This window comes from Polaromonas sp. (genome assembly GCF_041689105.1).
GTDB lineage: Bacteria > Pseudomonadota > Gammaproteobacteria > Burkholderiales > Burkholderiaceae_C > Polaromonas.
The window spans coordinates 1-12,880 of the sequence record NZ_JBDNGU010000130.1 but is presented as its reverse complement, the minus strand read 5'-3'; the positions used below and the strand labels follow the sequence as shown (position 1 = coordinate 12,880).

Here is a 12,880-nt window from a genome sequence, read left to right as displayed (position 1 = left end):
GGCATTCTGAATCCAGGTCGGCGTGCCGGCGGCAATCTTGCCGAAGATCCAGCCACTGTCTTTCACCAGCGTCATCGACTCGCCGCCGAAGCTTCCGAAAATACTCATCGTCATCACCAGCGGAATGACGATCTGCATGGCCGTCACACCGAAATTGCCCAGGCCCGCGTTGAGGCCGAGCGCCGTGCCCTGCAGCCGCTTGGGGAAAAAGGTACTGATGTTGGACATGGAACTGGCAAAATTGCCGCCGCCGACACCCGACCACAACGCCATCAGCTGAAAGGACCACAGCGGCCACTCGGGGTGCTGCAGCACGATGCCGGTGCCGATAGCCGGCGCCAGCAGCATGGAGGTGGTGAGGAAAATGGTGTTGCGCCCGCCTGCCAGCCGGATCAAAAAGGATGCCGGAATGCGCATGGTGGCGCCGGCCAGGCCGGCAATAGCCGCCAGCGTGAACAACTCGGCCTGTGTAAAGGGAAAACCGAGGTTGAGCATCTGCACGGTGATGATGCCCCACATGCCCCAGACGGCAAAACCGCAGAGCAGGCTGGGTATCGATATCCACAGGTTGCGGTAGGCGATGCGTTTGCCGGTGCTTTCCCAGAACTGCTCGTCCTCGGGGCGCCAGTCGGCGATGTCAATCCTGGAATTGGTGTTGGTATTCATGGTGGTTTCCTGGTGAAAACTTGCTGTCAGGCCTGCGCGCCAGCCGCGTTTTTTCCCATGACTTCGGTGCGCCGCACCTCGGTCCAGTACATCCAGATCAGCGAGACCCAGACCACGCCATACATGAGCATGAAGGCGCTGGAGCGGATGCCGGTGAGGTCCATCAGCACGCCAAAGATGATCGGCAACACAAAGCCGCCCAGGCCGCCCGCCAGCCCCACAATGCCGCTGACCGCGCCGATGTTGGCGCCGTAGTCATCGCTGATGTATTTGAAAACGCTGGCCTTGCCGAAGGCCCAGGCAATGCCCAGCAGAAACATCAGGGCTGTGAAGGTGTAAACGTTCAGACCGAGATGGAAGGTCGCCGGGCCGTTGACTGTAAGGATGGTGAAGTCGGTCTGCGGATAAGACAACAGGAACAGGCAGACCCAGCTCACCCACATCACCCACCAGGTCACACTGTGCGCGCCGTACTTGTCGGATAACACACCGCCGAAAGCGCGCAGCACGCCGCCCGGCAGGGAGAAGCAGGCTGCCAGCAGCGCGGCCACGCGGATGTCCAGACCAAACTCGCCAACGTAGTACTGCACCATCCACAGCGACAAGGCCACATATCCACCGAACACGATGCTGTAGTACTGGCAGTACTTGATGACCTTCGGGTCCTTGAGCAGCTTGAGCTGGTCGCTGAACTTGACATGGCTGGGCACCAGGTGCGACGGGTCGGTGTGGCTGAACAACCAGAACAGCACCAGCGCAACCAGCATGATGACCGCATACACCTGCGGCACCATGGCCCAGCCAAAGGCTACCAGCAGGACCGGCGCCACAAACTTGTTGACAGCGGCTCCCGAATTGCCAGCGCCGTACACACCCATGGCCATACCCTGGCGGTTTTTCGGGAACCAGCGCGCCACATACGGTGTGCCGACAGAGAACGATCCGCCAGCCAGGCCAACAAACAGGCCAACGACCAGAAAATGCCAGTAGGCGGTGGCGTAACTCATGAGCCAGATCGCGGGGATGGTGGCGGCCATGAGGAGGGCCATGACGATGCGTCCACCATAACGGTCGGTCCAGATGCCGAGTGGTACCCGGATCAGCGACCCTGTGAGAACCGGTGTGGCCGCGAGCAGGCCAAACTCGGTGGCGCTCAGGTTGAGCATCTTCTTGATCGGGATGCCGATGACGCCGAACATCATCCAGACCATGAAGCAGACGGTGAAGGCCAGCGTGCTGACAATCAGCACCGACCATGCTTTTCTAGGGTTTTCCGGTTCAGAGGCCATGCATGTTTCTCCAGACACATGGCATGACTGTCGGCTTTTACCGAGGGCTTGAACATCCTCCTTTGGAACGTCGGAAAGGGCTAGTACCCAGCCGGGTGCTGCATGCGGCCCTCCTCCTGAAGAACTAGCCGGGCGTCAAACTGCGCGCGACTTGATCTTTGTCAATGCAGGGGCAGGCCAGCCGCATAGACGGCGGCCTGCACGCGGGAGCTCAATTGCAGCTTGCGCAGAATATGCTGAACGTGAATCTTCACCGTGGTCTCTGCGATGTTGAGCTTGCGCGCAATCAGTTTGTTGCTGTCGCCAAATGCAATCAGCGCAAGCACCTCGCGTTCACGCGCTGACAGCAGCAGCAGCGCCGGGAGGTCCTGCGGGCCCGGCGCCGACCCCTCGCCCACGGCGACCTGCGGTTTGGCACGGAAGGCGGCGACCAGCTTGGTCATCATTTCGGGGCTGACCACCGACTCGCCGCCCAGCACCTTGATGATCGATTCGCACAAACTGTCCAGCTCAACCGTTTTCAACAGGTAGCCGTCGGCGCCGGCCTGCAGCGCCGCAGCCAGATCGTCTTCGTTTTCGCTGACCGTCAGCATCAGGATGCGGGTGTCCGGGGCCGCCTCCTTCAGTGCGGCGATGCCGTCGACGCCAAGCACGCCCGGCAGGTGGTTGTCCAGCAGGATGAGGTCAGGGCAAACCTGTACAACACAGCGCAGCGCTTCGCCAATGTCACCGGCTTCACCCACCACCTTGAAGCGCGCGTCCTGCGACAGCAGCGCCACAATGCCACGGCGAAAAAGCTTGTGGTCATCCACCACCAGCAGTGCAACCGGCGTCATCGTACTGGCTTCAAATCAGCCCCCCGGATTCGATCACCTGCAGGGCGAGCGCGCCGGCTACCGCTTCGGGGTGTTCCGGCAGGGTCAGGGTCACCGTGGTTCCCTGCCTTTCCCGGGAGCTGACATCCACCGCCGCGCCAATGCGCGCGGCACGTTCCCGCATGATGTTCAGGCCGACGTGCGATTCTCCCGGGTGTTTGCGGGTGTCGAAACCGGCACCGTTGTCGCGCACTGCAAAGCGCCAACGCGCGCCTTTGGCCACCTCAACCCCGACCTCGGTCGCGCCCGCATGCTTGCGCACATTGGACAGGGCCTCCTGGATGATGTGCAACACTTGCACCTGTATATCCGGGGGCAGTGGCAGCCCCTGGCCGTGCACCTGCAACTGCGCGGGCAAGCCGGTCTGATTCTGAAATTTCTGTAGCGTCTCCTGCAGGGCCTGCGCAATATCGTCGGTGTTGGTACGCGTACGGAAATGCACCAGCAACTCACGCACGTCACCAATGCTTTCGCGCAGGCCGGTGTCGAGCTCGTCGAGTGCAATTTCCGTCTGCTCTGTCTCGCCCTTGCTGACCGCACCGCGCAGCAGCTGCACCTGGATTTTGAGAAAAGCCAGCGACTGGGCAATCGAGTCGTGGAGATTCCGCGCCAGCAAGGCGCGCTCTTGTGCTACCGCTGCCTCCCGATCAAGCGCGTCGGCGCGCAATCCTTCCAGGGAACTGGCCAGATGGCTGGCCAGCGCGTCCAGCAGTTCGATTTCGTCGGGGCTCAGCAGGACGGGGGACCGGAAGAACAGGTTGAACTCGCCGAGCAAGCGGTGCTGAAGCCGGATGGGCACACTGACCACGCTCTCATAGCCGACCTTGGCGCAATGGCGCACCGGCGCGTCGTCGTGGCTGAGAATCGGGATCACGCGGGTACGGGCGTCCGGTCGCAGGTTGCCGCAGGCGCACGCCCCCGCCAGCAGGCTGCGTTCTTCCTCGACGAGGTCCTGCGGAAAACAGTCGGAAGCCAGCATCAGATAACGCTGATTGGCGTCGTCGGACCAACGCACGGTTGCAGCATCGGCCTTCATGACATCGCGCACGCGCTGGGCAAAGCCGCGCGCCAGCTCGTCTATGCTGCCGGCCTGCGCCAGGAAGGCGCTGACCTTGTACAGGGCCTCGAGTCGCGCGCGTTGGGCCTCGATGCGCCGCGTTTTGGCCTCGACTTTGGCCTCCAGTTCACTGTAAAGCGTCTGCAAAGTGGCGGCCATGTGGTTAAAACTGCCGGCCACCTGGCCGAACTCGTCCACCGTATCGACCTCGATACGGGTCTTGAAATCCCCGGTCTCCAGCTCGCGCAAACCCTGCCGAAGCCGTCCCAGGGGGTTGATCACATACATGTAGCCGGTGTAAAGCATGATCACCGCGCCGCCGACGGCCAGTGCCATCATCAGGAGCTGGAACAGGTTCAGGATGGCGGTCAGCCGCGACAGGTGCTGCTCGATCACCAGCACCAGGCGGTCGCTGGCGTCCACAAAATCGCCCCCGGCCCTCAACAGAATTTGTGCTGGCGGAGCCGGCTCGGCCAGCCACAGCGGGCGCTGATCTCGCCACAGGGATTCGACCTCCGTAAAACGCTGCCGTACCTGATCATCCCAGGGAACGAACAAGGGCCTCGACGGGTCACCCGCGCGCAATACGGTCAGGCTCTCATCGAACCGGGCCACCAGCGCCACCAGTTCGGTGCGCTCCATGCCCGCCTGAACGGCGCTGACCAGACGCCAGGCCTGCATGCGCATGCGACCGGCCTCGTTGACCGCCGCGGCACCGCCCTCGAGCTGCCAGGTCACCCACAGGGTCAGCCCGATGGAAACCAGAGCGACGACCAGCAGGCTGGCGCCTATGCGGATGAGTTTTTGGGAGAGCGAGGCGGTGTGTTGCATATGCCTCTACGGCCTTGCATCACCTGTCGGTCGTCGCGATCCGCGAGACGGGGCCATCGGTGCGGCACACTCGCGGCACACCATGCCGGCCAGCCGGTGCAGCGCCTGCCAGCCGTCGGCCGGCCAGTCGGGTTGCTTCAAGCCCTTGACGATGCCGTCTACCTTGTGCGCGGCATGCAGCAGGTTGGCCAGGGTGGTTTCACCGATCTGGGGCAACACGCGTTCGAACAGTTTTTCCTTCACGCCCCAGACGCGGTTTTCACGCAGCGCCATCGGCATGGGTCGGCCGGCGCTCAGAGCGCCCTTTACGCGCTTCATGCTGCGGATGTCTTCAGCCAGCGCCCAATGCACCAGCACCTCGGACTCGCCTTCGGACTGCAGGCCATCGAGCATGCGCTGCACGCGCAGCGCCTGGCCGCCCAGCACGGCTTCAGACAGCTTGAACACGTCGTAACGTGCGACGTTGAGCACGGCGTTTTCGACCTGGTCAAAGCTCAGGACGGCCGACGCGTCGCCGGTGCCGGGCGGGTACAGCAGGCCCAGCTTCTGGATTTCCTGGTGCGCCGCCAGCAGGTTGCCTTCGACCCGGTCGGCGAAAAACTGCAGGGTGCGCTGGCCTTCCTCGCCGTCGGCCACGCGCTGGCCTTGCTGCTGCAATCGCTGCGCGATCCACGCCGGCAGGGTGCGGCGGTCGATCGGGTCGAACTTGACAGTGGTGCCAAAACTCTCAAGCGCGCTGAACCAGGCCCCCTTGGCCGCCATGCTGTCCAGCCGCGGCAGCAGCACCAGGGTCAGCGTGCTGTCGTCGCCCTGCGAGCGTTCGGCGATCTGCTGCAGCGCCACCGAGCCGTCCTTGCCGGGCTTGCCGCTGGGGATGCGGATCTCAATGATCTGTTTGTCGGCGAACAGGCTCAGCGAGCCCCCGCTGGCCAGCACCTCGCTCCAGTCGAAATGGGCGCCGGCTACGGTGTGTACCGTGCGCTCGGTGTAGCCCTGCTCGCGCGCCGCGCCGCGCAGCGCATCGGCAAACTCCTGAACCAGCAGCGGCTCGTCGCCGTGCAGGGTGTAAAGCGGCTTGAGTCCGCGCTGGAGGTGTTGCTGAAGCTGGTTGGGCGAGAGCTGCATGGTGGTCCATTGCCCGTCAGAGTTCCTTGACCGCCGCAAGCCGGCGCAGCACCTGCTGGACGATGTCGCTTTGCATGTCGCGGTACAGCAGGGCCTCTTCGGTTTCCTTGGCCAGCACCGCAGACTCGTTGAAGGTGATGTCGCGCTGCAGCACGATCTCCACCGGGGGAATGAGGAGCTTGCCCTTGAGTGTGCGCAACTGGAAGCGAAAACGGGTACGCAGCTGAAACTCGCGTACCTGGCCAGAGGCATTGACGCCGACCACGGTTTTCTCACGCTGGTCCAGCAAAACATCCAGAATCGCCTCTGCTTGGTCGATCTGGCGGGGGTCCCGTATGACCCTGACCTTGCCGCCGGCTTCCAGATTGCGGGTTAGCTCGGTGCCGAGTGTGGAGGTCTCGGCCGCACTGCTGAAAATGGTCTGGAATGCATAGTTGGGCGCCTTGCGCAGCGCAAAACCGCAGGCGCTGAGGCTGGCAGCTGCAGGGGTGGCCAGCAGAAAAACGCGACGTTGCATGGTGGCTTCCTTCAGAGAACGATGTTGACGAGACGGCCCGGCACCACGATAACCTTTTTTGCGGGCGCGCCGGCGCCCTGTTTGAGAAAAGCCTCCGAGGCCAGCGCTGCCGCCTCGATCGCAGCTTTGTCGGCGCCGGCGGGCACGGTGACCGACCCGCGCAGCTTGCCGTTGATCTGCAGCACCAGCTCGATCTCGTCCTGCACCAGCGCGGTCGGATCGACCTCCGGCCAAGGTGCGTCGAGCAGGCCGCCGTGGTCTTTGGCAAAACCCAGGTCAGACCACAGGGCGTGGGTGACATGCGGCGTTGCCGGGTAGAGGCAGCGCAGCAGGAGGCCCATTCCTTCGCGCAAGGCGAAAGCCGCGCCTGCCGAGGTCTGGCCCTTGAAGTCCTCGAGGGCATTGAGCAGCTTCATGCTCCCCGACACCACGGTGTTGTACTGCATGCGCTGGTAGTCGTAGTCGATCTGCTTGAGCACGGTGTGAATTTCCCGGCGCAGCGCCTGCGTTTCCTTGTCAAATACGGCTTCGGCCCTTTGGGGGCGTGCGCCATCAGCTCCTAAATTCATAGCGTTGAGCTTGACGCCGAAGTTCCAGACCCGGCGCAGGAAACGGTAGGAGCCCTCGACCCCGGCGTCGTTCCACTCCAGCGTGGCTTCCGGCGGTGACGTGAACATGGTGTACAGGCGTGCGGTGTCAGCGCCGTATTTCTCGATCAGGTCCTGCGGATCGACCCCGTTGTTCTTGCTTTTGCTCATGGTGCCCACGCCTTCGTAGGTGACCATGGAGCCGTCCGTGCGCAGTTTAGCGCCCGTCACCTTGCCGTGTTCGTCATGCACGTCATCGACATCGGCGGGCCAGAAATACTCGACGCCGCCCTTGGCAACCTTGCGCGAGTAGATGTGGTTGAGCACCATGCCCTGGGTCAGCAGCTTGGTGAAAGGTTCGTCGACCGTGACCAGGCCCATGTCGCGCATGACTTTGGTCCAGAAGCGTGCATACAGCAGGTGCAGGATGGCGTGTTCAATGCCGCCTATGTACTGGTCCATGGGCATCCAGTAGTTGGCGCCCTCCGCCACCATTTTTTCCTCGTTCTTCGGATCGCAGTAACGCATGTAATACCATGACGAATCGACAAAGGTGTCCATGGTGTCGGTTTCACGGCGACCGGGCTTGCCGCAGACCGGGCAGGTGACACCCGCGTGAAAACCCTCGTGTTTGTGCAGCGGGTTGCCCGAGCCATCGGGCACGCAGTCCTGCGGCAACACCACCGGCAAATCCTTTTCGGGCACCGGCACCGCGCCGTGTTCGTCGCAATGGATGATAGGAATCGGCGTGCCCCAGTAGCGTTGGCGGCTCACGCCCCAGTCACGCAGGCGCCAGGTGGTTTTTTTCTCGCCCAGGCCGTTAGCCGCCAGGTCTGCCGCCACGGCATCGACTGCCAGCTTGAAGGCCAGGCCGTCGTACTTGCCAGAGTTGATCGCAACCCCCTGCTGTTTGTCGCCATACCAGTCGGCCCAGGCTGCTGTGCTGTAGGTCTTGCCGGGCACATCGGTGACCTGCTGGATGGGCAGTTTGTATTTTTTGGCAAACTCGAAATCGCGCTCATCATGCGCCGGCACACCCATCACCGCGCCGTCGCCGTAACTCATGAGCACGTAGTTGCCGACCCAGACCTCGACTTGTTCGCCGGTCAGTGGATGCGTGACAAACAGGCCGGTGCGCTCGCCCTTTTTCTCCTGCGTAGCGAGTTCGGCCTCGGTGGTGCCGCCGGACTTGCAGTCTTCGATGAAGGCGGCGAGTAGCGGATTTGACGCCGCCGCGTGCAGCGCCAGCGGATGCTCGGGCGCCACCGCGCAAAAGGTCACGCCCATGATGGTGTCGGCGCGCGTGGTGAAGACATACATCTTGCCGTCGCCGATCAGTGCACCGTCTGCCCCCCGGATCACATGCGGAAAGGCAAAACGAACACCTTCGCTTTTGCCTATCCAGTTTTCCTGCATCAGCTTGACGCGTTCAGGCCAGCCCGGCAGCTTGTGGCTGACGCTGCCCAGCAGCTCCTCGGCGTAGTCGGTGATCTTCAGGTAGTAGCCGGGTATCTCGCGTTTTTCAACCACGGCGCCAGTGCGCCAGCCCTTACCGTCGATCACCTGTTCATTGGCCAGCACGGTCTGGTCCACCGGGTCCCAGTTGACGACCTGGGTCTTGCGGTAGGCGATGCCTTTGTCCAGCATCTTCAGAAACAACCACTGGTTCCATTTGTAATAACTCGGGTCGCAGGTGGCGACTTCGCGCGACCAGTCGATGGCCAGCCCCATGGCCTGCATCTGCTTCTTCATGTAGGCGATGTTGTCGTAGGTCCACTTCGCCGGTGGCACGCCATTTTTCATCGCGGCGTTCTCTGCCGGAAGGCCGAAAGCGTCCCAGCCCATGGGCATGAGCACGTTGTAGTCCTTCATGCGCAGGTAACGCGTGAGCATGTCGTTGATGGTGTAGTTGCGCACATGGCCCATGTGCAGCTTGCCGCTGGGGTAGGGCAGCATGGAGCAGGCGTAGTATTTCTTTTTGCTGCTGTCTTCTGTGACGCGGTAAGCGTCGGACGCAGTCCATTGGGCCTGCGCACTGCGCTCAACGTCGAGGTGGTTGTATTTGTCTTGCATGGCTATGTCGCCCGAAAGTTTCGCTCCCTTCGGTCGCACGATACTTTCGGGCGGTTAAAAACGGTGAAAAGAGCTAGGGGCGGCCCGTCGCTTTTTTCAGAGACTCAAAATTGTGACTTCGCCACAATTTTACGGGCGCCCTGTGGGCGGTGTATCCGCCACAAAACCGATGCGGTTCAGGCCAGCCTTCTGCGCAATGCCCATGACCTCGACAATCCGGCCATAAGGCACGGCCTCGTCGGCGCGCAGCTGCACTTCCGTGTCGGGGTTCAGGCCCGCACTTTGCCTGAGGCGCTGGTCCAGCTGCACCCTGGAGACCGGCTGGTCATTCAAAAAAGCCTGGCCCGCCCTGTCGACCACCAGCGTGACGAATTGCGGCGCCTCATTCGGCTTGGCTGCATCGGTGCGTGGCAAGTCCAGCTTGATTGAGCTGGCCAGCAGAGGCGCGGTGATGATGAAAATCACCACCAGCACCAGCATGACATCGACCAGCGGCGTGACGTTGATCTCGCTCATGGGCTGTGCGCCGGGGTTGCGCTCAAGCCGGCCAAAGCTCACGATGACCGCTCCACCTGCCCGCCCTCGGGGGCCAGCGGCGACAGCGAAGGGCCGCCCCGAGCGGAGCCAGCCCCCTCGGGGGGCAGCGAAGTACACGAAGTGACGAGCGTGGGGGCCAATAACTCGCGCAGATCGTAGGCAAACCCTTCCAGGTTGGCCTCGATACGGCTGATGTTGCGGCCGAAAATGTTGTACGCCAGCACGGCCGGTATCGCCACCGCCAGGCCGGCGGCGGTCATGATCAGCGCCTCGCCGATGGGACCCGACACTTTGTCGATGGTGATTTGACCGGCGGCGGCAATGCCCACCAGCGCGTGGTAAATACCCCAGACCGTGCCGAGCAGACCGACAAACGGCGCGGTCGAGCCGACCGTGGCCAGCAGGACCTGGCCGTATTGCAGCTTGTGCAGCACCGCATGCAGCGCGTCACGCAGCACGCGGGTTAGTTGCTGCGAGATGTCGCCGGCCGATGCCAGCGTGCCGGGAGCCTGGCGCGCGGTGGCGGCGATCAGGGGCAGCACCAGCGCCTCGCGATCGAAAGCGGCCACTTTTTTCTGCGCATCGGTGATGGCCGCAGACTGCCAGAACACCGCCGTGCTGCGCGCCACATCTCCTGCCGCGCGCCTGAGCAGCCAGGCTTTCCACACGATGACCACCCAGCTGGCCACAGACATCGCCAGCAGCAATACCGCCACCAGCCCGGTCACGGCATCGCCTTGCGCGATCAGTTCCAGCACATTCATAGGGCCCCCACGCTCCCCACTGCGTGTGGTTCGCTGCCCCCCGAGGGGGCGCTGCGCCTGCGGCCCGGCGGAGCCGGTTCCGCGGCCCTGGCTGGTGAAGACGGGGATTCCCGGCTCGTGGCAGGGTTCATTTCAGGTTCAGAACATCGAACATGTCGAACAAACCCGCCCGCTTTCCAGCCAGGAAGCGCGCCGCCCGCAGGCTGCCCTGGGCATAGGTGGCGCGGCTGGAGGATTTGTGGGTGATTTCAATGCGTTCGCCAGTGCCGGCAAACAGCACGGTGTGGTCGCCGACGATGTCGCCGCCGCGTATGGTGGCAAACCCGATGGACGAGGGGTCGCGCTCGCCGGTGACGCCTTCACGGGCGTAAACCGCACAGTCTTTCAGGTCGCGGCCCAGGGCGTCGGCAATCACTTCGCCCATTTTGAGCGCGGTGCCGGACGGCGCATCGACCTTGTGGCGGTGATGCGCTTCGATGATCTCGATGTCGTAGCCGGTGCTCAGGGCTTTGGCGGCCATTTCCAGCAGCTTGAGCGTGACATTGACGCCGACACTCATGTTGGGTGCCATCATGATGGCGATGTCTTTGGCGGCAGTGGCAATCTCCGCTATTTGCGCCTCTGAAAACCCGGTCGTGCCTATCACCAGCTTGACGCCGAGTTCGCGGCACCTGGCCAGGTGCGCCATGGTACCTTCGGGACGCGTGAAATCGATGAGCACCTGTGAGCCGGTCAGGCCGACGGTCAGATCGGCGGTGATGGTGATACCGCTGGCTTGGCCTAGAAAGGCGGCTGCGTCGGAGCCCAGCCCGGGGCTTGTGGCCACGTCAAGCGCGCCGCTCAGCTGGCAGTCGCCGCTGGCGCGTACAGCCTCGACCAGCATCTGGCCCATGCGGCCGCTGGCACCGGCGACGGCAATCTGGAGAGGGGCGATGCTGCTGGTCAGACTCACGGCGCTCACCGAGCCGGGCTTTCCAGTGGCGGGTAGCTGGCGGTCGGCGCCACAGGCAAAGGCTGGGCTACCGGCTTGGGCGCAGCTGCCGCAGCGGGTTTTTTGTCAAGCGCCTTGAGCTGCTCTTCCGTCAGCTCCAGCACCGGCACCTTGCCGAGCTTGCGGCGGGAGTCGAGCTTGGTGACAAATTCGGACTCGCTGGGCATGGCGTCGCCCTCGAAACGCTCCAGCACATCGTTCTTGAAAAACACCGTGAGCCTGAGCGACTGCAGCTCCGCATTTTGCCGCTTCAGTGCGAATACATAGTCCCAGCGGTTCGCGTGGAACATGCTGGCCAGCAGCGGCGTGCCCAGTACCTCGCGCACCTGCGCCCGCGGCATGCCGGGCTTGAGCAAGTCGACCTGCTCCCTGGACACAAAATTGCCCTGGACGACCTCCATCTTGTAGGGGGTAATCCAGTTGACCGGGTTGATCTTGCTGTCGCTGAGCCCGCTGCTCATGCCCTTCGTTCCGCCGCAGGCGGTCAACACACTGCACACCAGGACGGTAAGAGCGGTTCGAATGCCGTGACGATTTTTTGCAGACATGGGATAGGGTGTAGCGATATGATCGGTCATTGTAGCGGCAGGGTGTGGCTCCCCCCGGACTCCCCGCAACCCAGTCGGCCAACACCCTGCCTGCCGGCCTGACCCGCTTTTTCGCTTCCCCCGCTTTGCCTACCTATCCCGGGATACCGCCATGAGCAATATCGACGAACTCAAAAACACCGGCCTGAAAGCCACCTTGCCCCGCCTGAAGATTCTCGAAATTTTCCAGGCCGGCAAGCAGCGCCACATGACGGCCGAAGATGTTTTCCGGGTGTTGCTTGAAGACCGGTCCGACATCGGGCTGGCCACCGTGTACCGCGTGCTGACGCAGTTCGAGCAGGCAGGCCTGCTCAACCGCAGCAATTTCGAGTCCGGCAAGGCGGTGTACGAGATCAACGAAGGCCAGCACCATGACCACCTGGTCTGCCTGGATTGCGGCAAGGTCGAAGAGTTTTACGACGCCGAGATCGAAAAGCGGCAGCACGCCGTCGCCAAGTCCAAGGGCTTCACGATTGCAGATCACTCACTGTCGATGTACGCCAATTGCACCAAGGACAAGTGCCCAAACCGCCCCAGCTCGCCACGGCATCACAACTGAGCCTGCGCGCATTTTCAGATAAACCCCAGAGCAAAATCTGGCTCCAGCCCTTATGGAACGGTCGCATGTTGCTATCAATAGTGTAGCGGTGGTGTGGCTCAGCCGCCCCGCTCCATGGCCTGGCGGTGGCGGTCCACAAACTCCTGGTAGGTGTCGATGCCGCGCAGCTGCAGGATGACGTTGCGAACTGCGGCCTCCACCAGCACCGCGATGTTGCGGCCGGCCACCACCTGGATCACCACCTTGCGCACCGGGATGCCGAGCACGTCCTGCGTCAGCGGCTCATAGGGGATGCGTTCGTATTCGCGCTCCAGCGTCTCGCGCCGCACCAGGTGCACGATCAGCTTGAGCCGCATCTTGCGCCGAACCGCCGTCTCGCCAAAAATCGCCTTGATGTCGAGCAGGCCGATGCCGCGCACCTC

12 protein-coding genes and 1 pseudogene are annotated in these 12,880 nt (G+C 62.9%); 1 reads left to right on the top strand and 12 read right to left on the bottom strand.

The features are described 5' to 3' along the window. From ACESMT_RS13975 to ACESMT_RS13925, 11 genes are all read right to left on the bottom strand, one after another. The coding region (locus tag ACESMT_RS13975) for an MFS transporter (protein WP_372827202.1) at nucleotides 1-666 on the bottom strand (666 nt) is incomplete at its 3' end. Between the two features lie 26 nt (nucleotides 667-692). After that, the gene (locus ACESMT_RS13970; protein WP_372827201.1) at nucleotides 693-1,955 is read right to left on the bottom strand and encodes a nitrate/nitrite transporter; all 1,263 of its coding nucleotides are present in this window, start codon (nucleotides 1,953-1,955) and stop codon (nucleotides 693-695) included. A gap of 161 nt (nucleotides 1,956-2,116) precedes the next feature. Beyond that, the gene (locus ACESMT_RS13965; protein WP_372827200.1) at nucleotides 2,117-2,791 is read right to left on the bottom strand and encodes a response regulator; all 675 of its coding nucleotides are present in this window, start codon (nucleotides 2,789-2,791) and stop codon (nucleotides 2,117-2,119) included. A gap of 10 nt (nucleotides 2,792-2,801) precedes the next feature. Continuing rightward, complete coding sequence (locus tag ACESMT_RS13960; RefSeq protein WP_372827199.1) at nucleotides 2,802-4,718, bottom strand: type IV pili methyl-accepting chemotaxis transducer N-terminal domain-containing protein; 1,917 nt, start codon at nucleotides 4,716-4,718, stop codon at nucleotides 2,802-2,804. Nucleotides 4,719-4,724: 6 nt separating this feature from the next. Next, on the bottom strand, nucleotides 4,725-5,843 hold the full coding sequence (gene holA, locus ACESMT_RS13955; RefSeq protein ID WP_372827198.1) for a DNA polymerase III subunit delta: 1,119 nt from the start codon (nucleotides 5,841-5,843) through the stop codon (nucleotides 4,725-4,727). Nucleotides 5,844-5,859: 16 nt separating this feature from the next. Then, nucleotides 5,860-6,360: an LPS assembly lipoprotein LptE gene (gene lptE, locus ACESMT_RS13950; protein WP_372827197.1), complete on the bottom strand. Its 501-nt coding sequence runs from the start codon at nucleotides 6,358-6,360 to the stop codon at nucleotides 5,860-5,862. A gap of 11 nt (nucleotides 6,361-6,371) precedes the next feature. Beyond that, complete coding sequence (gene leuS, locus ACESMT_RS13945; protein ID WP_372827196.1) at nucleotides 6,372-9,020, bottom strand: leucine--tRNA ligase; 2,649 nt, start codon at nucleotides 9,018-9,020, stop codon at nucleotides 6,372-6,374. 129 nt (nucleotides 9,021-9,149) lie between these two features. After that, entirely contained in the window at nucleotides 9,150-9,578 is a 429-nt protein-coding gene (locus tag ACESMT_RS13940; protein WP_372827195.1) for an ExbD/TolR family protein, read from the bottom strand. Next, nucleotides 9,575-10,321: a MotA/TolQ/ExbB proton channel family protein gene (locus tag ACESMT_RS13935; protein ID WP_372827194.1), complete on the bottom strand. Its 747-nt coding sequence runs from the start codon at nucleotides 10,319-10,321 to the stop codon at nucleotides 9,575-9,577. The genes ACESMT_RS13940 and ACESMT_RS13935 overlap by 4 nt, the downstream gene beginning before the upstream one ends. A gap of 127 nt (nucleotides 10,322-10,448) precedes the next feature. Beyond that, a complete protein-coding gene (gene dapB, locus ACESMT_RS13930) occupies nucleotides 10,449-11,273 on the bottom strand; it encodes a 4-hydroxy-tetrahydrodipicolinate reductase (protein ID WP_372827193.1) in 825 nt (274 codons plus the stop codon). 5 nt (nucleotides 11,274-11,278) lie between these two features. Beyond that, nucleotides 11,279-11,860, bottom strand: coding sequence for an outer membrane protein assembly factor BamE (locus ACESMT_RS13925; RefSeq protein WP_372827192.1), 582 nt, complete (start codon nucleotides 11,858-11,860; stop codon nucleotides 11,279-11,281). A 151-nt stretch (nucleotides 11,861-12,011) separates the two neighbouring features. On the opposite strand from ACESMT_RS13925, the gene fur reads away from it, so the two are divergent. After that, the gene (fur, locus tag ACESMT_RS13920; protein WP_372827191.1) at nucleotides 12,012-12,458 is read left to right on the top strand and encodes a ferric iron uptake transcriptional regulator; all 447 of its coding nucleotides are present in this window, start codon (nucleotides 12,012-12,014) and stop codon (nucleotides 12,456-12,458) included. A 98-nt stretch (nucleotides 12,459-12,556) separates the two neighbouring features. On the opposite strand, the pseudogene ACESMT_RS13915 reads toward fur, so the two are convergent. Then, nucleotides 12,557-12,880 (bottom strand): annotated as a pseudogene (locus tag ACESMT_RS13915) (HPr kinase/phosphorylase); the annotation flags it as partial.